General features: G+C 41.8%; 25 protein-coding genes. 10 read left to right on the top strand and 15 right to left on the bottom strand.

Annotated elements, in window-relative coordinates; translation table 11 throughout:
* Nucleotides 1-93: 93 nt before the first annotated feature.
* From CYQ88_RS08880 to dnaQ, 3 genes are all read right to left on the bottom strand, one after another.
* A complete protein-coding gene (locus CYQ88_RS08880) occupies nt 94-807 on the bottom strand; it encodes a TIGR04211 family SH3 domain-containing protein (protein ID WP_101841000.1) in 714 nt (237 codons plus the stop codon).
* Nucleotides 785-3,559 carry a valine--tRNA ligase gene (locus tag CYQ88_RS08875; RefSeq protein ID WP_101840999.1) on the bottom strand — a complete coding sequence of 925 codons (2,775 nt, stop codon included), beginning with the start codon at nt 3,557-3,559 and terminating at the stop codon, nt 785-787. The genes CYQ88_RS08880 and CYQ88_RS08875 overlap by 23 nt, the downstream gene beginning before the upstream one ends.
* A gap of 221 nt (nt 3,560-3,780) precedes the next feature.
* Nucleotides 3,781-4,476, bottom strand: a complete 696-nt coding sequence (dnaQ, locus tag CYQ88_RS08870) for a DNA polymerase III subunit epsilon (protein ID WP_101840998.1) — start codon at nt 4,474-4,476, stop codon at nt 3,781-3,783.
* Between the two features lie 87 nt (nt 4,477-4,563).
* On the opposite strand from dnaQ, the gene CYQ88_RS08865 reads away from it, so the two are divergent.
* A complete protein-coding gene (locus CYQ88_RS08865) occupies nt 4,564-4,989 on the top strand; it encodes a peptidylprolyl isomerase (RefSeq protein WP_101840997.1) in 426 nt (141 codons plus the stop codon).
* 58 nt (nt 4,990-5,047) lie between these two features.
* Here the strand turns inward: CYQ88_RS08865 and CYQ88_RS08860 are convergent, their stop codons facing one another.
* The 3 genes from CYQ88_RS08860 to cls form a co-directional block, all read right to left on the bottom strand.
* Nucleotides 5,048-5,737 carry an MBL fold metallo-hydrolase gene (locus CYQ88_RS08860; RefSeq protein WP_101840996.1) on the bottom strand — a complete coding sequence of 230 codons (690 nt, stop codon included), beginning with the start codon at nt 5,735-5,737 and terminating at the stop codon, nt 5,048-5,050.
* A gap of 139 nt (nt 5,738-5,876) precedes the next feature.
* Nucleotides 5,877-6,614: an endonuclease/exonuclease/phosphatase family protein gene (locus tag CYQ88_RS08855; protein WP_101840995.1), complete on the bottom strand. Its 738-nt coding sequence runs from the start codon at nt 6,612-6,614 to the stop codon at nt 5,877-5,879.
* 15 nt (nt 6,615-6,629) lie between these two features.
* Nucleotides 6,630-8,048 (bottom strand): cardiolipin synthase, encoded by a 1,419-nt coding sequence (gene cls / locus CYQ88_RS08850; protein WP_101840994.1) that lies wholly within the window; start codon nt 8,046-8,048, stop codon nt 6,630-6,632.
* Nucleotides 8,049-8,149: 101 nt separating this feature from the next.
* Between cls and CYQ88_RS08845 the strand changes: the two genes are divergently transcribed.
* Together CYQ88_RS08845 and CYQ88_RS08840 are read left to right on the top strand one after the other, a co-directional pair.
* Nucleotides 8,150-8,677, top strand: a complete 528-nt coding sequence (locus CYQ88_RS08845; protein ID WP_101840993.1) for a hypothetical protein — start codon at nt 8,150-8,152, stop codon at nt 8,675-8,677.
* 169 nt (nt 8,678-8,846) lie between these two features.
* Complete coding sequence (locus CYQ88_RS08840) at nt 8,847-9,452, top strand: hypothetical protein (RefSeq protein WP_101840992.1); 606 nt, start codon at nt 8,847-8,849, stop codon at nt 9,450-9,452.
* 18 nt (nt 9,453-9,470) lie between these two features.
* Here the strand turns inward: CYQ88_RS08840 and apbC are convergent, their stop codons facing one another.
* From apbC to purM, 5 genes are all read right to left on the bottom strand, one after another.
* On the bottom strand, nt 9,471-10,601 hold the full coding sequence (apbC, locus tag CYQ88_RS08835) for an iron-sulfur cluster carrier protein ApbC (RefSeq protein WP_101840991.1): 1,131 nt from the start codon (nt 10,599-10,601) through the stop codon (nt 9,471-9,473).
* 152 nt (nt 10,602-10,753) lie between these two features.
* Nucleotides 10,754-11,377, bottom strand: a complete 624-nt coding sequence (gene dcd / locus CYQ88_RS08830; protein ID WP_101840990.1) for a dCTP deaminase — start codon at nt 11,375-11,377, stop codon at nt 10,754-10,756.
* Nucleotides 11,374-12,123, bottom strand: a complete 750-nt coding sequence (locus tag CYQ88_RS08825) for a DUF3108 domain-containing protein (protein ID WP_101840989.1) — start codon at nt 12,121-12,123, stop codon at nt 11,374-11,376. The genes dcd and CYQ88_RS08825 overlap by 4 nt, the downstream gene beginning before the upstream one ends.
* Entirely contained in the window at nt 12,123-12,785 is a 663-nt protein-coding gene (gene purN, locus CYQ88_RS08820) for a phosphoribosylglycinamide formyltransferase (RefSeq protein ID WP_233188849.1), read from the bottom strand. The genes CYQ88_RS08825 and purN overlap by 1 nt, the downstream gene beginning before the upstream one ends.
* Before the next feature lie 24 nt (nt 12,786-12,809).
* Nucleotides 12,810-13,853 (bottom strand): phosphoribosylformylglycinamidine cyclo-ligase, encoded by a 1,044-nt coding sequence (gene purM / locus CYQ88_RS08815; protein ID WP_101841003.1) that lies wholly within the window; start codon nt 13,851-13,853, stop codon nt 12,810-12,812.
* Nucleotides 13,854-14,047: 194 nt separating this feature from the next.
* On the opposite strand from purM, the gene CYQ88_RS08810 reads away from it, so the two are divergent.
* The 5 genes from CYQ88_RS08810 to CYQ88_RS08790 are packed head-to-tail and all read left to right on the top strand — an operon-like array spanning nt 14,048 to nt 17,514.
* Nucleotides 14,048-15,151: a DUF2066 domain-containing protein gene (locus tag CYQ88_RS08810; protein ID WP_101840988.1), complete on the top strand. Its 1,104-nt coding sequence runs from the start codon at nt 14,048-14,050 to the stop codon at nt 15,149-15,151.
* A gap of 11 nt (nt 15,152-15,162) precedes the next feature.
* Nucleotides 15,163-15,873, top strand: coding sequence for a DnaA regulatory inactivator Hda (gene hda, locus CYQ88_RS08805; RefSeq protein WP_101840987.1), 711 nt, complete (start codon nt 15,163-15,165; stop codon nt 15,871-15,873).
* Between the two features lie 18 nt (nt 15,874-15,891).
* A complete protein-coding gene (locus tag CYQ88_RS08800; RefSeq protein WP_233188848.1) occupies nt 15,892-16,392 on the top strand; it encodes a TlpA disulfide reductase family protein in 501 nt (166 codons plus the stop codon).
* Nucleotides 16,393-16,402: 10 nt separating this feature from the next.
* Nucleotides 16,403-16,657 carry a hypothetical protein gene (locus tag CYQ88_RS08795; protein ID WP_199170180.1) on the top strand — a complete coding sequence of 85 codons (255 nt, stop codon included), beginning with the start codon at nt 16,403-16,405 and terminating at the stop codon, nt 16,655-16,657.
* Nucleotides 16,658-16,692: 35 nt separating this feature from the next.
* A complete protein-coding gene (locus CYQ88_RS08790; RefSeq protein WP_101840985.1) occupies nt 16,693-17,514 on the top strand; it encodes a PilZ domain-containing protein in 822 nt (273 codons plus the stop codon).
* 182 nt (nt 17,515-17,696) lie between these two features.
* On the opposite strand, the gene CYQ88_RS08785 is transcribed toward CYQ88_RS08790, so the two are convergent.
* From CYQ88_RS08785 to CYQ88_RS08770, 4 genes are all read right to left on the bottom strand, one after another.
* Nucleotides 17,697-18,536 carry a 23S rRNA (adenine(2030)-N(6))-methyltransferase RlmJ gene (locus CYQ88_RS08785; protein ID WP_101840984.1) on the bottom strand — a complete coding sequence of 280 codons (840 nt, stop codon included), beginning with the start codon at nt 18,534-18,536 and terminating at the stop codon, nt 17,697-17,699.
* Nucleotides 18,537-18,585: 49 nt separating this feature from the next.
* Nucleotides 18,586-19,548 carry a ribosome biogenesis GTPase YlqF gene (ylqF, locus tag CYQ88_RS08780; protein ID WP_369827552.1) on the bottom strand — a complete coding sequence of 321 codons (963 nt, stop codon included), beginning with the start codon at nt 19,546-19,548 and terminating at the stop codon, nt 18,586-18,588.
* On the bottom strand, nt 19,538-19,777 hold the full coding sequence (locus CYQ88_RS08775; protein WP_101840983.1) for a hypothetical protein: 240 nt from the start codon (nt 19,775-19,777) through the stop codon (nt 19,538-19,540). The genes ylqF and CYQ88_RS08775 overlap by 11 nt, the downstream gene beginning before the upstream one ends.
* Before the next feature lie 199 nt (nt 19,778-19,976).
* Nucleotides 19,977-20,186: a cold-shock protein gene (locus tag CYQ88_RS08770; RefSeq protein ID WP_101840982.1), complete on the bottom strand. Its 210-nt coding sequence runs from the start codon at nt 20,184-20,186 to the stop codon at nt 19,977-19,979.
* 476 nt (nt 20,187-20,662) lie between these two features.
* On the opposite strand from CYQ88_RS08770, the gene CYQ88_RS08760 reads away from it, so the two are divergent.
* On the top strand, nt 20,663-21,589 hold the full coding sequence (locus CYQ88_RS08760; RefSeq protein WP_101840978.1) for a flagellin: 927 nt from the start codon (nt 20,663-20,665) through the stop codon (nt 21,587-21,589).
* A gap of 99 nt (nt 21,590-21,688) precedes the next feature.
* Nucleotides 21,689-22,615 (top strand): flagellin, encoded by a 927-nt coding sequence (locus tag CYQ88_RS08755; protein WP_101840980.1) that lies wholly within the window; start codon nt 21,689-21,691, stop codon nt 22,613-22,615.
* The last annotated feature ends 21 nt before the right edge of the window (nt 22,616-22,636 follow it).

Raw genomic sequence — 22,636 nt, 5'->3', positions numbered from 1 at the left:
TCTATATCAATATCTACACAATCAAGGGTTGATCTGTACAAAAAAGCCCGCATTTGAGCGGGCTAAGATGATTTTTTACTTCTTATTCTTGTGTTAGAGTGTATTCCATTTTCTACGGCCAGGCATTCTGAATAAGCGCCCAATAATTAAGCCGAGTAGGAGTACACCACCGCCGGTTAAGAACCATTGGCGCTTAACAACATCTTCAGATTGGTCAATTTGTTCAGTGAGAATGGTGTTTTCATTTTCAAGCTTTTGAATGTGCTGTGCCATTTGACGGTTATCTTCATTAAGTTGGATGGCATTGCCTGAGAGTTTTTTGATTTCTTCAAGCTGTTTTTCCAGCTCATAATTGACTTTCTTTGCAGACTTTAGAGATTCATCCGTTTCATTAAATCGGCTTTGCAATGTTTGTTTTTCGAGCTTGATTTGATTTAGTTGCTTTTCAACATAGGCGACCTTTTTCTCTAGATCTGCAACTTTCTCTCTCGCTATGGGCTGTGCCTGCAGTAGAATGGATGGCATCCAACCTTCGATATCTTCACCTCGGTGATTATAGAGCAATTTTGCCCAACCATCTTCATTCACTTCAACAACAGTGACTTTGCTACCAGAGCGTAGCATTCTTAGAATCTTGTATTTGTAACCTGGCTGACTTCTAAAAGGTATTTCAATAGAATCCGTTACATAGTTCGTGTAGCCGCCAGCTTCTGATTCTGCTTGAACACTAGGTGCTAATGTTGTCAGAAGAGCACTGATAGTTAATAGGGGTAGAATGCTGTGGTTAGATTTGACTAATTTTTTCATACTGTTCCTTTAGGTTAGTAAGTGCTTTTTCTGAATCTTCGAGCTTTTGCTTTTCCTTTGCAATAACTGCTTCTGGTGCTTTAGCAACGAAATTTTCATTGGATAATTTACCTGAGAATCGTTTTATATCGCCTTCTAATCGATTGATTTCCTTTGTTAGGCGTTTCAGTTCAGCATCCTTGTCAATGAGCCCTGCCATCGGTATCAGGATTTTCATTTCTCCAACAAGTGCCACCGCTGATTCAGGTGCTTCATCAGTTTCATTCAGTAACGTGATGTGATTTAGTTTAGCTAAACTGTTTAAAGAATGGGTATTATTTTCCAACCAAATTTTATCTTGTGTCGATAAATTTGATAAGAGAATATCTAACTTTTTACTGGGCGCTATGTCCATTTCTGAACGAATTTTGCGAATTCCCATAATAAACTGTTTAACCCATTCCAATTCAGCTTCTGCATAGGTATCGATTAATGCATCGTCTGATTTTGGATATGGCTGTAGCATGATGGTATTACCATCCTTGCCAGCTAGGCCAGCAACACTTTGCCAAGCTTCTTCGGTAATGTAAGGAGTAATTGGGTGCAGCAGTCTTAGAATCGTTTCGAGAACACGTACTAAGGTTTTTCGGGTGCCTCTCTGCGCATCTAGGGTTGCCGTGTCAGAATTCAGTACAGGTTTGACTAACTCAAGGTACCAGTCGCAATACTCATTCCACGTGAATTCGTAGAGTGCATTAGCAGCCAAATCAAAACGATATTGATCAAAATGCTTTGCCACTTCTAATTCAACAGCTTGCATTTTTGAAATAATCCAACGGTCAGCGAGAGAAAGGGTACAAGGCAGTTTCTCATCAACCCCTGTGTCTCTACCTTCGGTATTCATTAGTACATATCGAGTGGCATTCCATAATTTGTTACAGAAGTTTCGATAGCCTTCGCATCGGTTAAGATCAAATCGAATGTCTCTGCCGGTTGAAGCCAGAGAAGCAAAGGTAAACCGTAAAGCATCGGTGCCATAAGATTCAATACCCTCTGCAAATTGCTTTCGCGTTGATTTTTCAATGCGAGCAGCCTTTTCTGGTTGCATCATGCCTGACGTTCGTTTGGTTACAAGGCTTTCAAGATCAATGCCATCGATCAAGTCAATCGGGTCTAATACATTCCCTTTCGATTTGGACATTTTTTGACCTTCGCCATCCCGAACCAGACCATGAACATAAACTTGTTTAAAGGGAACTTGGCCCGTAAATTTAAGGGTCATCATAATCATCCTGGCAACCCAGAAGAAAATAATATCAAAGCCAGTGACTAAAACGGAGGTTGGGTGGAATTTTGCTAATTCGGCTGTTTGCTCCGGCCAACCGAGGGTTGAAAAGGTCCAAAGCGCTGAACTGAACCAAGTATCCAAAACATCACTGTCTTGTTGTAGAGTGACAGTATCGGATAGTTGATATTTTTTGCGAACCTCTGCTTCGGTACGGGCAACATAGACATTGCCTTGGTCATCATACCAAGCTGGAATACGGTGCCCCCACCAGATCTGTCGTGAAATACACCAGTCTTGAAGATTGTTCATCCATTCAAAATAGGTGTTTTCCCAATTTTTAGGGACAAATTGAATATCGCCGTTTTTAACCGCATCAATGGCGGGTTTGGCTAATTCTTGTACTGCAACATACCATTGATCAGTTAGGAAGGGCTCAATAACGGCATGAGTGCGGTCTCCACGTGGCACCATGAGCTTGTGTGGCTCAATTTTATCCATTAAGCCGGCTGCTTCTAAGTCGGCAACAGCCTGTTTTCTTGCTTCATAGCGATCAAGTCCCTGGTACTTTTCCGGAACTTCATCGTTCATAGCCGCATCGATGGTCATGACATTGAGCATTGGTAGATTATGACGTTTGCCCATCTCGTAGTCATTAAAGTCGTGAGCTGGGGTGATTTTGACGCAACCGGTTCCAAATTCCATATCGACATAGTCGTCTGCAATGATTGGGATTTCACGCCCCACTAAAGGAAGGGTAATGGTTTTGCCAATTAAACTTTGATAGCGTTCATCATCTGGGTGTACGGCAACAGCCTGATCTCCAAACAAGGTTTCTGGGCGAGTGGTGGCGACAACTAAATAGCCGGAGCCATCTGATAATGGATAACGCATATGCCATAAGCTGCCCATCTCTTCTTCAGAGAGGACTTCTAAATCTGAAACGGCAGTATGTAGAATTGGGTCCCAATTAACAAGGCGCTTGCCGCGGTAGATTAAACCTTCTTCATGGAGTTTGACAAAGACTTCTTTGACAGCATTGGATAGGCCCTCATCCATGGTGAATCTTTCGCGACTCCAATCTGGAGAAGCGCCTAATCTTCGGAGTTGTTGGGTAATAGTACCGCCTGACTGCGCTTTCCATTCCCAAACTTTTTGGGTAAAGGCCTCGCGTCCTAAATCATGACGGCTTAAGCCTTGAGCAGCTAGTTGTCTTTCAACCACCATTTGGGTTGCGATACCGGCATGATCTGTTCCTGGTTGCCATAATGTTTCGTCGCCTTTCATTCGGTGGTAGCGCGTTAAAGTATCCATAATGGTGTCTTGGAAAGCATGCCCCATATGAAGACTTCCTGTCACATTGGGCGGTGGGATCATAATGCTGTAAGTTTGGCCTGTTGAGCTTTGTTGCGGCTTAAAATAGCCACTTTGTTCCCAAATTTGGTACCACTTAGTTTCGATAGATTGAGGATTAAAATGCTTTTCCATTATGGTTTTGTGTCTTCTTGTAATTGATTGACTAGTTTATAACCGATATTGAGTGGTTATGGTTAGTGCGGGCGTCATTTTGCTTCGCTTAGGTCGCAAAATTCAACTTGATAAGGGGTATTCATCTTTTTGTTCAAGTTATGAATTTGCTGTGCAATGCCGCTTAAAAATTAGAAGAATTATAGCAAATTCAGCCAGGCCTGGCCGAATTTTACCGCGGATTACCACTCAATTTGCGTTGAGGTTGCTTTGCTGAGTTCTGATAACTTTTGTTGATGTGCAACCAGTTCATTTGCATTTGCACGAATGACTTTTAAAGGACCTTTGGGTTTTTCAAAATCCGTTTTAGTCAGATTTTTGGAGGTGTTTTCGGTTTTGGTGAGCATTAAGTCGGTTTGTCCACCCGTCATCGTTAAATAGACATCGGCAAGGATTTCCGAGTCAAGCAAGGCACCGTGTAATGTGCGGTTACTGTTATCGATGCCCAATCGCTTACAAAGTGCGTCTAGTGAGTTTCTTTGGCCAGGGTAGGATTTACGGGCAATTTTTAGGCTGTCAGTAATGGTGCAATGGTCTTCAATTTTGCCCCAATGATTATTAGAAAGTTGAGATAATTCATGGTTAATAAAGCCAACATCGAAGGGGGCATTGTGAATGATAAGCTCAGCACCTGACACATACTCCATAAATGCTTCCACAATATCGGCAAAGATGGGTTTGTCGATCAAGAATTCATTGGTGATACCGTGCACTTCAATAGCATCCATCGGCACTTCGCGTTCTGGTTGAATATATTGGTGGTAGTTATTGTGCGTTAGTTTTCGTTTAAAGAGCTCAACGGCACCAATTTCAATAATTTTGTCGCCATTTTTAGGATCGAATCCCGTGGTTTCAGTATCCAGTACAATTTGACGCATAGAGGGTTTTTCTCTCGTAATCCAGTGAGGGTTTTCAGGTAAAATAAGTACCAAACAATATTTTAATGCAATTGATAGGCAAAAAGTATGAGAATTAAACAAGGCAGCGAAGTGACCTTCCATTATGAACTAAGAAATGACAAAGGGGAGTTGATCGATTCAACTTTTGATGGGGAGCCAGTACATTATGTCCATGGCGATGGCGATATTATTGAGGGACTCGAAACCTTGTTTGAAGGTGAAGAGCCTGGGTTTGAGGCAAAAGTAACCTTGCCACCGGAGCAGGCTTATGGGGTGACGCGCGAAGATTTGGTTGTGTTTGCGGCGCCTGAAAATTTTGATGATCAGGTTGAATTAGAAGTCGGTGAAGTCGTTGAAACAGAAGACCCAGATGGCAATCCAATTCAATTTAGAATTGTTGATATTGATGAAGATAAGGTCTATTTAGATGGTAATCACCCTTTAGCAAACCAAACTTTAGAGTATAAAGTGGAAGTCATCGAGGTTGCTTAGGCGGTTGTTGGCTTCAGTAATGTGATTTGAGCCAAGCATAGGCTTGGCTCAATGGTTATTAATCGACTAACCCACATTTCATATTACCTGGGACGGCAATATCTATTCGTTTGGGGTTGGGTAGGTTGAGGTTGTCCATAATGGTAGAAAAATCCTCAAAAGATTTCCCATCACCAACTCGTACATTGAATTTCTTTTCTTCTCCTATCGTGCTTTGACTAAACCCTTTATAGTCGTGTGCCGGGAATACTTTGGTATCTTCGGGGAGACTAAATAATTTATCTGTTATAGATTGATACATGGCCTGGTTATTTCCGAGTTGAAAGTCGGTTCGTCCACAGTCCCTGACCAATAGAGTGTCTCCAGTAAAAACCGCACCTTCGATATGATAGCTAATGTCATTATTGGTGTGCCCGGGCGTGTGGATGACTCGGATGGGTTGCTGCCCTAAATAAAAGATATCACCTTCCTCGGCTAAAATATCCGCACACTCAGAATTTGAATTTTTATGGACAACCAATTGTCCACCAACCTGCTGTCGTAATTTTCCTGCACCCGTAATGTGGTCGGCATGAATGTGAGTTTCAAGCAGGTATGTTATGTTTAACCCCAGTTCTTTTATATGCTTTTCGTCTCTTTCGGCATTTTCGATTACTGAGTCAATGACAGCGGCTTCATTGGTGATTTCATCCCAAATAAGGTAGGTATAGGTCCAAGTTTCGTAATCAAAGAGCTGGCGTATTTTCATTATGGCGATCTCCTTAAGCAACATGAGAGGCTGAGAGGGTTCAGTAATTATTTAGATTTGAGGATAATTCTCAAACTATGATTTTGTGGCCATTATCCCTCTTTTTTACCCAATAAACAAATTGGATATAAGTTGTTGCTTATTGGTTAAGTTTGAAATCGACAATCAAGGGGTTGTGGTCTGAGATATTAGGTACCCGCATCGCTTGTGCTGAATCGATTTCTAATCCGCGATAAAAAATATAATCTAAGGGTTGGCGGTTTAAGGTTTTAATAGGGCGTTCATCTGGATACGTTACGCGTTTTAAACCTAAGGCACCCATAGAATTAAATAGGGTTGCAACGCGCTTTTTATTCCATGTATTGAAATCGCCACTTAAAATCATTGGGCCAGTTAGTTGCTCTAAAAGCGCTCTAATGGCTTCGATTTCGCGCTTAAAGAGCAAATGGGGTACGAAATTGATGGCATGAATATTTAAATGGGTGAGTATCTCACCGCTTGATAGTGGGTGAAGCGTGATAAGAGAGGCTTTATAGGTTAAAAAGCCCAGCTCTCGACTTTTTGTCAATTGTTGACGTAATGGATAGAAATGGTGAGACGACGCGGTGAGTACACCATAGAGATTTTTAGTGGTTTGAATATTCGGTGTCATGATGTATGGAAGTTGAAAAAAGTGCGGTTGTTCTGGGGTTAAGGTCGCTTCTTGAAGTGAGAGGATCTGAGGCGCAGGTATGTTTAATAGCTTTTCAATGGGTTGATGATGGTGGCGATCAAAATTGACTTTATGGCAGTTCCAGACGATTAACCGAAAAGGGTTGGGTAAAAACCTTGCTGTTGCTGAAGGGATTGATAGGGGTGTGAGCTTGGGTTTATACATTTAAACAACCTGCTCCTATAACAGCGGCGCAAAGACTCGGGTGAGGTTTTCAAAAAAACGATGGACTTTGTGCTGAGAAGGTTGATAAGTCTCGGCTTCTTGTATTTTTATTTCAACCCATTCCATTAAGGTTTTAATCAGTTGGGAATCAGATACAAAATGGCTGATTTCATAATTTAAAAACAAAGAACGGTAGTCCAGATTGGCCGAACCAAAAAAAGCAGCTTGCTGATCAATGATCATTAACTTAGCATGCATAACTCGAGATGGGAAGCAGTAGACGTTTCCGCCGGCTTCCAAAAGCTGTCTAATAAAGGAGGCGCTTCCTAGGTCAAATATGAGGTGGTCTGACGTTTGATTGGTGATTAAGCAGACATTGACCCCCCGTTTGAGCGCCATCATGAGTGCATTCATAATCGCACTATCTGGAATAAAGTAGGGACTGGCGATAATTAAATTTTTCTGTGCGGCATGAATGCTGAGCAAAAAACTTTCAAATAGTGCATCACTATTAATATCGGGTCCCGAGGGAATGGTTGTGATAGAGGTGGCATGGTTGTGGTCGATTTGGTGACTTGAATCTTGCGCGATTGGCGTTAGTCTTTCTTGACTGGTATAAAACCAATCTTCCATAAAGATGGTTTGATGATGGTTGACACTGGCACCCTTTATTTTAAATAAGGTATCAATCCAAAAAGGTCTTTCTGAGGAGCTTGTTTGTCCCATATAATCTTGAGAGAGGTTCATACCACCCGTAAAGGTGATTTGACCATCAAAAATAAAGATTTTTCGGTGGTTTCTAAGGTTCATTTGTCGGCTTAAAAACCCTTTGAAAAGCGGTTGAAAGAAGCCATAACGCCCACCAGCGCGTTTAAATTCGGCTAAAGAGCGTGCGTTTAAATATAGATTAAGTGTGCCGACCGCATCGAATAATATGCGAACTTCGACCCCTTGTTTGGCTTTTTCAGTCAGAGCATTTAATATGGCATGTCCTGTTTCATCCAATTCAAATACATAGGTTTCAATATAGATAGCGGTTTTGGCTGAATGAATGGCCTTTAGCAATTGCTGATAGGCTTCCTCTGGTTCTGCAATAAAGGCAATCGTGTTGTGATAAGTGACACTGTCTATTTGGTTGGCATAGAGTAACTGTGTAATGGCGCTGGGCAAAGGTGCGTGAAATGAGGGATTGGAGGGTGGCGATTCTAAAGGGTGTAATAAAATATTGGGTTTATTCTTTTTATAGAGTAATTTTCGTGAACCTAATACTAAATATAATAGTACTCCGAAAAAAGGCAATAGAAATAGTGTCAGTCCCCAGGTTGTTAGGCTTTGCGGTGAACGACGTTGATAGAGCATAAAAAATAAAATGCTTAATACCAGCAGTAAATTGATTCCGTAGGCCAATAAAGCCCATTGTTCAATACTAAACATTTCTTGCAATTCCTTAAAGCGTCTATAACAATGCTAGGCTTATTATTCTAATCATTTCACGCTTGTTTAGGTGAGTTGTTTAGCTTTAGGGGTAAATTAGAATGGCGGTTTCTCTCTTTAATCAGCCCAATACGCAAGGCCGTTTTATTGCTTGGAAACGTTTGATCTTGATTCTGGGCGCCCTAGTGATGATGTGTGCGGTTTGGGTTGCATACAAAACAGTCAATGCCCCATCAGAAAAAGTGAATCCAGCTGAGATGCATCCACCAGCTAAGGAGCGGATGACTGCTCCAGCAAAGACAGATGAAGAAGCAAATCGAACCGTATCAGAGCCTATCTCGAAACCTTTAAACCTGAATATTGCGCCAGTAGAGGATGGCCGTGAAGAGGGCCCTATACTGGTCGACGACATAATCGAGTCAGCAGCGACTGAGAAGAATAGCACGTTACCTAAGTCGCCACCATCACCGCTTGAATTGGAATATGGCTATAAGGGACGAGATAAACAAGGCCATCGTTTAGAGTTAGGTGCGACTGAAAACTCAACTCAGTTCAAACTAGGCGTTCAAGTCGATGAAAATAAGGTGAATGTAAATTCGATTGAAGTTGAAATCCCCTTATCAAAATAATGGGCAGTATCTCTTTGGCTAGGTGAGTCGTTTTTAACTGTTGTGAGTAAACAATGCTTTTACTTTAAATATGATTATGATAGGGTTTCACTTTTATTTATGTTAATTGTTTGAATGGGTTAGCCTAAAAGTATTTTGAGTTGATTCGTTGAGTATAAAAAGGATTTTTATGTTGTTAAAAAAAGCGCTATTATTGAGTGTCCTGTCGAGCATGATGTGGGTGTTGACGCCCATGACGTTGCAGGCCCAACCACCTGCAGCTCAAAATGCAATGCCGAAACTGAATGATGAGCAAAAAGCAATGATGATGGAGCTTCAGCGAGTTCAACAGTCATTGCAACAAACCCAACAAGCATTACAAAAAATCCAGCAAAAAGTTTATCAAGATAATCCAAAGCTAAAATCTCAACGAGATGATTTACAAAAAAGCATTGCGCAGGCAATGTCAGATGATGACTATAATGCCGAATCAGAGCTGGCAGCATTAAATCAATTGGTTGAGAAATATCAAAACACAAAAGAACAGCCGACACAGCAACAGATATCAGACTTTCAAGCGAAACAGCAGGCCTTTCAGCAACGACAAAGAGCAGCCTTTCAAAACCCAGACATTCAAAAGCAAGCAGAAGCACTACAAGTTCGCCTTCGCAAGGCTATTGAACAGTCCGGAGAATCTGGGCAATCCTTATTAGTTCGCTTAGAAGAGCAAATGAAAAAGTTAAAAACTTTGCGTCAGAAAGCCATGCAAATGATGCAAGGTAGTAGCGCCCCCTAAAGGGCGTTTATTTTCCGATTAGGGGTTACTTTCAATCACAATATTGGGAAAAGCATGGCCATAGTCTTTGCGTTTTAACGCGATAGCGCTTGAAACCTGTGTGGCGATGGCATGATACTTTTGACTGAGTTCCCCTAAAGGGTCGTTAATGACGGTGGGTTCGCCGACATCCATATTTTGGCGAATCCGAGCATCTAAAGGTAGGGCGCCTAAAAAATCGACCTGATTATCTTCTGCCAATAGCATCCCGCCATCATGGCCAAAAATGGCTTCTTCATGCCCGCATTGTCCGCAGATGTGTGTGCTCATATTCTCGACCACGCCCAACACAGGAATATTGACTTTATTAAACATTTGCAGTGCTTTACGTGCATCAATCAACGCAACCTCTTGAGGTGTGGTGACAATGACTGAGCCTGTAACAGGGATTTGTTGCGATAAGGTCAATTGAACATCCCCAGTGCCGGGGGGTAAATCAATAACCAGATAATCTAAATCAGCCCAGTTGGTTTCTTTCAGCAGTTGAACTAGGGTTGAGGTCACGATAGGGCCTCGCCAAATCATCGCATCTTCAGGGTTAATCAGAAAGCCAATTGACATCAGCTGAAGTGAGTAGGCTGAGATGGGTTCCATCGACTTGCCGTCTTTGGTTTCAGGTTTGTCATTAACGCCAAGCATGGTTGGAATGCTTGGGCCATATATATCGGCATCCAATATTCCGACGTTGGCCCCTTCACTTTGCAATGCCAAAGCCAGGTTAACGCTGGTGGTGGATTTGCCAACCCCGCCTTTGCCAGAGGCGACGGCAATAATATTTTTAACTCCGGACAGGGGTTGAATGGATCCTTGGACCGAGTGGGCAACAATTTCAGTTTGAAAATCACAGCTGACTGATTCAATGACGTTAGACTGATCGGTTAGTTGTTTCTGAAGCTTTTGGCTGATAGAAGGCCATAAGCTTTTAGCGGCAAAAGGCAATTTTAGTTTTAGTTTCAGCTGACCTTTCTTTAAGTGAGCGGATTCAATGTTTTTTTCTGAGAAGCTGCCCTCAGCTAAGCTTTCAAACGTTAACGACTGCAAGCTTTGAGAGAGTAAAGCTTGTTCCGTTTCAGGTAGCTGTGAGGCAAAAAGATTCTTAAGAATTTGCATAGTGTCGATTCCATTTCATTTAAAAACGACCAGGCCTGGTCGTTTTTGCGCTATTTTAAACCTTTAAAGCGTCGGCTTCATCCATAAAAAATTCAAGGACATTGCTGTGAATGAATACTGGACTCTTTTGTCTGTAACAGCGGTTTTAAAGGCTAAGGTAGCAGATCAAGTTGGCGTTCATTGTGGGAAAGCTGGGCATCTTGAGTGATTCGGCTTGAGGTAGGGCCTTTTTGGTTTCGGTACTTGGCATCGGCTCTTTTGTTATAGGGCTTAATGGCGGCGCTGGACAGCGTTTCAAAATTAATGGCACAGATATCCATCCCTGGACGAAGGGCGAGCGGTAGTTTTCCGCTGTTAAAAATTTCTAGCACAATTTGGCCTTCCCAGCCGGGGTCGATACGGTGAGCCGTAACATGAACCATTAGGCCTAAGCGCGCGAGGCTCGAACGCCCATCTAACCATCCGACTAAATCGTCTGGGATGGAGACGATCTCATAGGTGGATGCTAAAGCCAGTTCGCCAGGGTGTAGAAAAAATGCTTCGCCTTCTGGGATAACCACCTCATCGCCCATGATTCGATCCATGATTTTCTGCATTTCTTCTGATGGGCCACTGAGGTCAATAAAAGGTGCAGTATGATCGTTAAACACCCGGAATTTATCTGCCAGTCTTAGGTCAACGCTAATGCCTTTGATTTTGTGTTGTTCCGGCATCGGCTCTATGCCGATTTTGCCCATTTTTAAATGTTGGATAATATCACGGTCGCTTAGTTTCATGGTCTTTTTAGCTTCTGGTTAAGTTCGAGTTCAATTTTACGATCAGTATCTTTATTTAGCACAATCATTTTAACGGGAAAGTAGTTTAGACTGGGCATTAACCAAAGTTTGGCATCGATTTTATCATTGTGAAAATGGTAGCGTTGCGTTTTAGCTCGATAATTAAACGGCAAATTTAGGGTTTCTGGCTTGGCCGAAGTGGAAAATTTAAGTTTTTGTTGGCCTTTGGTGTCTTGTAGATAGATGTCATCTAAAGGTTTCTCGTTTAACACTAAGAATTGGAGGCCATAGGCAATGGAAATGACATCATAAACTCGTTCAGGGTTGGGCCATGAACGTTGTTCTTCAACATAATCGATTTGATTGTTGGCTTGGTTACGCACCAGTGTTTCGGTCTTATTAATGGTATCGCCACTCTTTCGGCGAGTCAGAAATTTTTTGTACGATAACCATTTGAAATCGGTATCTGACTGTTTAATTTTGATTTTTTCAACAGCGGATTCATTAATAAAGCGTTTAACCCAGCCAGGGGGTTCAGCAATGCTGGTAAGCAAACAATCTTGTTGCTGACAGGTCATTTTATGCTGGGCTTCACCAATATTAAATCCCATTACCCAGATGTCAAACTGTGCTTTGAATTCAGGTAAGGGTTGGGCTTTCGTTATGCTTGCAAAGCTACTCAATAATACAGCAAAGAGTCCAGTACATATTGCTCTCGGCGCTGTATTTTGGGATGTAGTTATCATCACAACGGATCCGAAGTAGGGGATAGCTGTAGAGGCTGGTTTAATGGTTGGTTGTTAAACCAGGCCTGGCCATTTTTTAACGCAATATCCCCAGTCGCTAGCCATTCAACCACTTGCCAGTATGCTTTGTGTTCATATTGGTGCGCTTTTTTTTGTAAGGATTCTACTGTGTCATTTTCGGTAATGTTAAATTTTGATTGGCAAATAACTGGACCGCCATCGAGTTCAGATGTCACAAAGTGAATGCTAATGCCGTGCTCAGCATCATTTGCTTCTAAAGCTCTTTTATGGGTATTCAGTCCGGGGTATTTGGGCAATAAAGAGGGGTGGATGTTTAACATTTTTCCCAGGTAATGGTTGACAAAGTTCGGCGTGAGAATGCGCATAAACCCTGCCAAAACAATCGCATCGATTTGATGACGTGATAGAGCTGAAATCATTTCCTGATCAAACGCGTCACGCGATTCAAAATGGGTGTGATCTAAAATTTCAGTGGCAATACCTGCCTGTTGAGCAAACACAATCCCTTTTGCCTCAGGGCGATTTGAAAGCACACATCCAATTTGATAATGTGCGGTGGATTGATGATCAATTAATGCTTTTAAATTAGATCCGGTACCGGATATCAGTACTGCGATACGCATTTTAGGCGGTTGATTCATAGAGCAGGGCATCCAGTTTCAATATTAGTTAAGTTGAACACTGGGCTCTTGCGACTCCGCTTGTTCAATTTTACCAATAACGCTCACGGTTTCGCCTTGCGCGGTTAAGCTGTCCATAGCAGCTTGTTGGTTTTCTTCACTAACCACAACGACCATACCAATGCCACAGTTTAAAGTGCGATGCATTTCTAAAAATTCAACATTGCCGTGTTCTTGAATCCAATCAAACACAGCAGGCCGTTGCCAGCTTTTTGAATCTATCACCGCTTGTGTATATTCGGGCATCACTCTCGGCAAGTTTTCTAATAGTCCACCACCGGTAATGTGGGATACAGCATGAATTTCAACCTGCTTCATCAGCTCTAATATGGATTTGACATAAATTTTAGTCGGTGCCATCAGAGCATCAATTAATGGCTGACCATCACAATCTTGATGCAGCTGGGTGCCATTGACTTCAATAATTTTTCGAATGAGTGAATACCCATTTGAATGAGGACCAGATGAGGCGAGTCCAAGCAATACATCACCAGCTTTAACTTTTTGACCATCAATTAAGTCAGCTTTTTCAACAATACCGACACAAAATCCTGCTAAGTCGTAATCGCCATCTGGGTACATTCCTGGCATCTCTGCAGTTTCGCCGCCAATCAATGCACAACCTGATTGCTTACAGCCTTCACCAATTCCTTTTACAACATCACGAGCGGTGTAGATATCGAGCTTTCCTGTTGCATAGTAGTCAAGGAAAAATAGGGGTTCAGCACCTTGAACAATAAGGTCATTAACGCACATAGCAACTAGGTCTATACCGACTTGATCATGTTTACCACTTTCAATTGCTAATCGGAGCTTGGTGCCAACACCATCGGTTCCAGAAACCAAAAGTGGGTTTTTGTATTTTCCCATTGGTAATTCAAATAAGGCACCAAATCCCCCTAATGAAGTTGAAACTTCAGGGCGAGCAGTGGCTTTAGCAATGGGTTTAATGGCTTCAACAAGTGCATTGCCTGCATCAATATCAACGCCGGCATCTTTGTAGCTAATAGAAGGGGTCTTTTTAGTCATATGATTGTGTCGTAACTTTTTTAAGAGACGGTTTGAGCAGCAATTTAACACTGCTTGTCGCGTCTCGTCTTGAAAATAGCGCCAACAAGACATGGATCACTCAAACAGGCGTTAATCGTTGTGTCCATCGGAATTAACCTGAGATTGTCGGCAAAATCGGATAACATATTGTAACTAAAAATAGTGGAGTGATTATGAGAAGTTTTCTCTTGCGTGGTTTTTTTATCGTTATTGGCGTGTGGCTGACTGGAAGCGCCTACGCAGAACCTGCGTCATTGGAAGTGAAGGTACCTGATTTATTTGAAATTAAAGTATTGCAAGAGGATGGTGAACGAGTGCGATCAGAAAGCGCTTTTGATCGTGTTTTGCAGAATGCCATGCGTCGCGTATTAATCCGTTTGACGGGTAGTGAAGATATCTTGAATCAAGCAGAAGTGGCTGATCTTCTCAATCAACCCAAAGTATGGCTAAAAAGTTATCGTTATGAACCCTATGAAGTGGAAGGGGTCAAAGTGGGGAGCTATTTAGTTTTTCAGTTTGATAAGGGGCGGCTATATAAAACGTTTCAAAAACAGGGTTGGGTCAGTTGGCCTTATCGCAATCGCCCAACAACCTTGGTGATGGGATCTCGAATGATGGCGGGTACTTTGGTGAAGTTAACTTCTCAAAATATGGAGTATGCCGCTGACATGGATTTTCGGCATAGTGCGGAGCAGTTGGGATTACCAATTGAGCTGGATCATGAAGGGAAAGTTTGGGTTTATCCCGAGGGACAAAGTCATAGCCAGGCCGTTGCTGATCGTTTACAAAGTAGCTCGGCAGATTATTTGTTAAGCTTTCAGGTTGAATCCTTGATTAATGGACGTCAACATTACAAGTGGCAAGTGTTTAGCCGCAGTGGAGAGAGTGTCATTCCGCTTGTGAAGGATATGGACTTTGTTTCAGTGGATGCTTTTTATGATCAAATCTTTTTAACCTTGATTCAGGCATACTCTGCGAGTTATCGTCAACAGGCTGATTTTCTGGGCGCTGTGACTTTGCGATTTGACGATATTTATTCAGCTGCTCAAGTTACCCAATTAGAAAGTTACTTGAAAAAAATTAAGCCAATGGTTCACCAGGTTAAGTTGGTCTCGTTGAAAGAGGCAACCGTTGTATTTGAAGTTGAATACCAGGGGAGCTATACCCAGTTATTAGAACGTTTACAAGCCTTATCCTTTTTAAAACTAGTGGATGATAATGCGTTAATTGGACGAGTGGATTTCCAATGGCAATCGCAGTCACCAGCTTCTGAGTAAGGGCCTCCAACATGTTTGTGCAATTACCGTTAAAAATTGGCTTGAGAGAAGAGGTCTGCTTTGATACCTACATCGCTGAAGAAGAAGGGGTTGCATTTAAGTTAGCACAGTTTCAGCAGAGTTTGTCAGATAGACAGAGTGATGAGTCTTTTTATGTGTATGGCGAGGTTGGCACAGGCAAAACCCACTTATTGCAAGCTGCTTGCCGGTTTGTAACCGAAAAAAATCGCGCTAGTGTCTATTTGCCTTTGGCAGATTCAAGTTTGCCATTAATTGCAGATGTATTGCATGGACTTGAGCAAACCCCTTTGGTGTGTTTGGATGATGTCGATCATGTGATGGGTGATCCAGATTGGGAGTTGGCGTTGGCAAACCTAGTCATGCGTTCTAAAGCTTTGGGGCATCAAGTGGTGATGTCGGGGAGTAGTGATGTAACTTCTTGGTCGGTTGAAACGACTGAGTGGTTGCAAGCGTTGATGTCAGTGATGCCGATTACATTAAAACCGCTAACACGAAAACAAGATATCGTATTGGCGTTACAGCGCCATGCTCAAAAGCTCGGATTTGAATTGCCCATAGAAGTGGGGAATTATTTGGTAAAGCAATTTTCAAATGATCTGCAAGAGTTGTTGTCGGTTTTGAAGTTGTTAGAGCAAGCCTCTTTTGTTGAAAAACGGCGAATGACCTTGCCTTTTGTGAAACACATTTTAAGAGTCGCATAAATGTATAGGAAAAATGAAATGATAAAAAATAGGGTTTATTTGGGCGTATTTTGGATTTTGGCTACCCTGTTTGTTAGCTTTGTTTCCCCTTCACAGGCTACAGAGAAAATTGAATTTAAAACCTTAGATGGCAAAACAGTTCAATTGTCAGACTACCAAGGTAAATGGGTGGTGGTTAATTATTGGGCGACTTGGTGTCCTCCTTGCTTGGTTGAAATGCCAGAACTCAGCTTCTTTCATGAAGCACACAAAAATAAAGATGCCATTGTCTTAGGGGTAAATTATGAACAGGCTTCTGTCAAAAAGGTACAAGCTTTTTTAGAAGAACAAATGATTAAGTTTCCCGTGGTTCGGCCGACAGGGATTATTGATAATAAAACAACGCCATTCGGTCCTTTACGCGGTTTACCGACGACCTATATGGTGTCTCCATCCGGAGAAGTCATTGCTGCTCGAACCGGGGGCGTTAATCAGCAAATGTTAGAAGATTTTCTAGAAAAATATGGCCATTTAAAGTAAAGGATGTATCGTGAATAAAACAACAATTCGATATGCAATTAAATATTGGCGACTGATCATTCACCTGGTTTTTAAAACCAAGCATTTTGGCGTCAATAACCTTTGGTGGTCAAAACAACCGTCGAGTGTTGGTTGGCACTGGTATCAACAATTGTGGGGACTGGTGACAGTAATGCCGATTGTACGTAATATTCAATCGTTAAAAGTGAGAAGTCGTTTGGGCTGGATTCCAAAAGCGGATAGCGACGCACTTGGCTTTAAATAGGCTTTGGTTGTTCAGTTGCAAGTGGGGAGAAAACAATGATTCAAATGGATCTTGAACAAAGACAGTCCATGCGTTTTGAACGGCCATTTTATGTGACAAATCATGAGGATGAAACTTTCTCGGCAGCATTTGAGGGTGCGGATGTCAATTTAACAGGGTTGGGGTTTCTGGTTGATGATCCGGATTTGTTTTTACCACATCAACAGTTAAGTCTGAGAGTGAGAAATGAGCAGTCTGATGAAGTTTATTGTCTTGAAGGCGTTGAGGTGATTCATCTGCGTCCAGATGAGTCGGGACAGTATTTGTGTGGTTGTCATATCGCACAAGTGACTAGTGGTCAATTATTGGCTCATCATCGATTGGTTATGACCGATGCTGATACTGCGCTGGTGTCAATGGAGGCTTCTAAGTTATCCGAATTTAATTTTTTAGAAGATGGGTCTGCTTTATCAAAGGACGAGGCGGATTTTCAGGAAGCCAGTATGGCTTTAAACCTTGCGGTGACCCAGTCTGAAAATAATCAAAAAGAAGTGATGCGGTTTCTGAATGCGGTTGACAGCTTATTTGACTGTCCGTTAGATGCAGAGACTAAGTTGCAAGAGCTAAAAGAAGAGTTTTCAGATTTTCGACTCTATCTGCAGCAAATGAATGACAGTACCGTCGCTTTTGCCACCTTGGCTAAGTTGTTGGCACATACCCCTGATAATACAGAGGATAAGCTGGCCTGGCGTACTTTAATTGCAGATTTCGAAGCGCGGTTTTTAACAGAAAAACAACAGGTTGCGTATGATTTTATGCATCAAGGTTTGGACGCAGTTGAAGCTTTAGAAATTGCGAATGAGTATTTAAAAAAATAAAGAGAATCACTGCCCCTAGATATTTCACAAATTTGCACCGATCTCGCTTTCCCCTTGATTCCACAAGACATATTTTCCCAGTTAGCCGTCATCAAGGATAGGACACTTCTTCAAAAATTGCCTTGTGAAAACAACTTCCTGCGCAATCCCAGAACAAATTCATGAAGCATGTGGGTTGGACTTTATTCCGCAACCAGTTGTTCGGTTCTAAAATGTCCTTTCGTGGGGGCGAGTTGGTGCGTTAAGATGGGCAAATCGGTTTGCATGGTTTTATACAGGGTCCAAGGTGGATTAATGACAATCATGCCGCTGGCCATCATGCCTTTGGCGTTGTCACTATCAATTCCTAGTTCAAAGAGCTGAATGTTTTTGATACCACTTTCTATAAAGGCTTTTTCAAGTTGTTCTATGCGAAAACGCTCAACAACCGGGTACCACAAGGCATAAGTTCCTTGTGAGAATTTTCGGTGTGCCTTTTTCATCACTTCTACCACTGTTTGATAATCTTGTTTTACTTCATAAGGCGGGTCTATCAGAATATAGCCGCGCTTTTCTTTCGGTGGTAACTGACTTAGGCAAGCTTGAAAACCATTTGATTGAAAGGTTTTAATACGAACATCGGTTTCCATATTGTGCTTAAGGTGTTGATATTCTTGGGGGTGGAGCTCATAAAGCCCCAATCGATCTTGCGGCCTTAATATCTGCTGTGCAAACCAGGGTGAGCCTGGGTAATGACTGAGCGTTGAGGTTTGGTTAAATCGTTTGATCCAGTGAAGGTAATCACGGATTAAAGGTGGCTGAGAAGTCGAATTTTGCCAAAGTTGACCAATGCCAGTTTCATATTCCTTATTCTTTTGTGCTTGATGACCTGTTAACTGAAAGGCACCGCAGCCAGCATGGGTATCCAAGTAAAATAGGGGTTTAGGTTTTTGGGTTAGGTAATTTAAAATTTGAATACTGACACTGTGCTTGAGAACATCGGCAAAGTTGCCTGCATGATAACCGTGCTGATAGCTCAACATTATTATGCCCTTCTAAAAAATATTAAAAAACGCTGGTTACCGTGGGTGTTTAGCGTCGACGTTTGGATTGTTTATTCTTTTTGGCTTCTAAACGCTGTTGTTTTTTAGCCGCCTTGAGGATGCGTTGTGCTTCAACTTGTTGAGATTCTTCGATCATATTTTCCGGAAGTTCAAAGCAGATTGGTCCAAGCAATCCTTCGCGAAGTTCATTGATAAAAATTCGTGAAATTTTGTCGAGGTTGACTTGTCCGCCAGACACTAAGCAGCCTCGACTTTTTCCAATTTGTTCCAGGAAAGTTATTTCTGGAGCAGGGCCATCAGCAGGCAGTTCGGATAATTGATAACGCTGTTTTAAGCGCTCTGGATAAGCTTTTAAGCAATATTCGGCAGCATAGCTAGCGATGTCAGGTAGCTCAAAAGCCGTTTCTTTAATACCGCCGGTAATGGCCAAGCGATAGCCAGAATGGCTATTTTCAATGTTTGGCCACAATAGTCCTGGCGAATCAAACAGGGTGATGCCACCTTCTAATTTAATTCGCTGTAGGATTTTGGTGACGGCCGGTTCATTTCCTGTTTTGGCAATGGTGCGGCTGGCAAGAGTGTTAATTAAGGTTGATTTTCCAACATTGGGGATGCCCAATATCAAAGCATGAATGATTTTGACTGAATTGTCGGTGCGAGGAACCATTTGTTTTATTTGGTTTAAGATGCGCTCTTTACGGTCTGCTTGCTGAGCATGAATGGCTAAGGTCTGAATATGGCTTGACGTGGCAAAGTAATCTTGCCATTGTTGAACTTTTTCGGAGTCTGCTAAGTCAGATTTGTTCAAGATTTTTAAGGTGGGCTTGTCGCCACGTAATTGAGCAATCATCGGATTTTCGCTACTAAATGGAATGCGAGCATCGAGTACTTCAATAATTAAATCGACTTGCGGCAAAATGTCACGAACCGCTTTTTGCGCTTTGTGCATGTGTCCTGGATACCACTGGATTTGCATTTTATTAACGTCCAAAGAGCCGCTTTAAAAAGCGGGCAAGTAAAACAAGGCCACTCAGTAACCACAAATATACAAACCATTTAAAGAGATCGTAAAAAGAGGTGAGTGGCTCTGATAGGTGTTGTAAGCCTTCAACCGATAATTGTCCATTTTCAGCTGTCCCCAGTACGATAAAGACCACCAATAAAAAGCAGGCAGCAATCGCCGTTCCTAAATATAAAAAGATTTTCTGAAAAATATCCATAATGAAGTGCCTTACTGATATGAAAGGATAATTAGCGTTAGATTGTACATGATAATGGTTATTTAAAATGCTTGTTAAGCAGTGAGATGTTGATGAAATAGGTACAAATAATAACCAGGTCTGGTCAAAATGAAGGTTTTAGCGCAATAAAAAAGCCAAGCAGATGCTTGGCTTTTTACAATCAAAGATTAATCGTTACTTATAGTGCAACGATGTTCTCAGCTTGAGGACCTTTTGGTCCGTCAGTGACTGAGAATTCAACCTTTTGACCTTCTGCTAAAGTTTTGAAGCCAGAGCTAACAATTGCGCTGAAGTGAGCGAAAACATCTGGACCAGACGCTTGCTCAATAAAACCAAAACCTTTTGCTTCGTTGAACCACTTAACAGTTCCTGTTGTTGTATTAGACATAATATTATCCTATCAATTTATAAATTAAAGAGTGCTTCGAACCTTATTGATACAAGGTGCTTGGCGTAAACATCAGAAAATAAACTTGACCTTATTTGAACTAGACTACAAAGACGGAGAATTACGAATAAAACAACGAAGACGAGCAGATAAATATGGGTTTTCTTTCTTAGTGAAGCTATTAGAGTTGATCTGGTTCTGGAAGTCAATGTTTATTTTAAATAAATCGAATTTAAAACAATTCGATGGCTTAATGGGTATTCATTGTATTGGTAGGATTAATGAAGATAAAACTGTCTTTAATCGACTTAGATCGCCATTTTATTAAGGTATTTTCAATAAAGTTTAATGAAATTAGATTATTTTTCTAAAGAGATTTGAATAGAGCCGATAACTTGATTGAAGGCAGGGCACACTGCCTCAAAACTAAAAATAGATAAATCACACACAAGTTAGATATACAAGGGAGAAATATCATGGCAATGGTAATCAACACAAATATGGCATCACTCAATGCGGTAAGAACGTTAGACGCAACCTCGCGTGAACAATCAACTGCAATGGAACGCCTCACATCAGGTCTTAGAATCAACCGTGCAGCAGATGACGCAGCAGGACTTGCAGTTGCACAAGGTATGACTACTCAAATCCGTGGAACAGAAATGGCGATTCGTAACGCCAATGACGGTATTGGCATGTTGCAAACTCTAGATGGTGCGACTGAAGAAGTTATGAACATGATGCAAAGAATGCGTGAACTAGCCATACAGTCAATGAACGGTACCTACAGTATGGATAACCGTAAACAAATGGATTCAGAAATTATCCAGTTAAAAGGTGAAATCCAGCGCGTTGCAGATACTACCAAATTTAACGGAATGAATATTATGAACGCCAGTTCATTTGGATCTGCAGCGGTTGCAGCAACCTTTGCAGCAACTAGTGCTGGAGCGCTATCTGTCGCTACAGCCAATGCGTCAGCGATGAAAATTCATGCTGGTTGGGAAGGCGCATCAAATAACCGTATGGGGATTCCAATGCTTAACTTCTCATCACTCAGTGCGATTGGTGCAGCAATAGGGTTGGCTAACTCAGGTATCTCAACTTATGCATCAGCAGCGATTAAAGCCTCGGTTGCGTTGACTACATTTGATACAGGGTTATCTGTATTAAAAACGATGCGTGCGACTTGGGGTGCGTTACAAAATCGACTAGAGTCAACGGTATCGAATTTACAAAATATTAATGAAAACATTAATGAATCACGCTCCAGAATTATGGATGCGAACTTTGCAATAGAAAGTGCAAGCTTGGCGAGAACCCAAGTATTGCAACAAGCAGGGATGAGCATGCTGAGTCAAGCGAACCAACAATCTCAGCAAGTATTATCGCTATTGCAATAAAAAGTCTTCTAAAGGTTTTCCAAAAGTTGTCGATACAGTTTTTGGGAAAATAGAAGTAAAAGAGCGAGAGTTTTATCTAAGTCAAAAAGGAGAACGATCATGGCTATGGTAATTAATACAAATATGGGGGCACTCAATGCTCAGCGGATTCTTGATAATACATCAAGAGAACAAAGTACATCGATGGAAAGATTGACCTCTGGGTTGAGAATCAATCGTGCGGCGGATGATGCGGCAGGGTTATCGGTTGTATCTGGTATGACCACGCAGATTCGAGGTACAGATCAAGCGATTCGAAACGCCAATGATGGTGTTGGTATGTTGCAAACATTGGATGGTGCAACAGAAGAAATTACCAATATGATGGGTCGTATGCGTGAGTTGGCGGTTCAGTCACTCAACGGTACCTATAATATGGATAACCGTAAACAAATGGATACAGAATTTCAGCAGTTGCAAGATGAAATTCAACGTGTTGCAGATACTACCAAGTTTAATGGTATGAATATTATGAATGCCAGTTCATTTGGTTCTGCTGCGGTTGCAGCAACCTTTGCAGCAACTAGTGCGGGAGCTCTATCTGTAGCTGGCGATAATGCCTCTGCGATGAAAATTCATGCAGGATGGGAAGCAGCTTCTGTTAACCGTCTTGGTATTGCCATGCTTAACTTTTCATCTTTGAGTGCAATTGGTGCAGCAATAGGGTTGGCTAACTCAGGTATCTCAACTTATGCTTCAGCAGTGGTTAAAGCCTCTACAGCATTGACTGCAATTGATGGCGGCTTGTCTGTTATCAATGGTATGAGAGCGACTTGGGGTGCGATGCAAAATCGTTTAGAATCGACAGTTTCTAACTTGTCAAATGTAAACGAAAACATCCAGGCTTCTAGATCTCGTGTTCAAGATGCAGACTTTGCAAAAGAAAGTGCTAACTTAGCTCGTACGCAAGTACTACAGCAAGCTGGTATGAGTATGTTGTCACAGGCTAATTCTAACTCGCAAAATGTTCTATCTCTTTTAAGATAAAGCATGCGAGATTAAGGCCTA

Source organism: Hydrogenovibrio sp. SC-1 (genome assembly GCF_002848135.1).
Lineage (GTDB): Bacteria > Pseudomonadota > Gammaproteobacteria > Thiomicrospirales > Thiomicrospiraceae > Hydrogenovibrio.
This window is presented reverse-complemented; position numbering and strand designations above follow the sequence as displayed.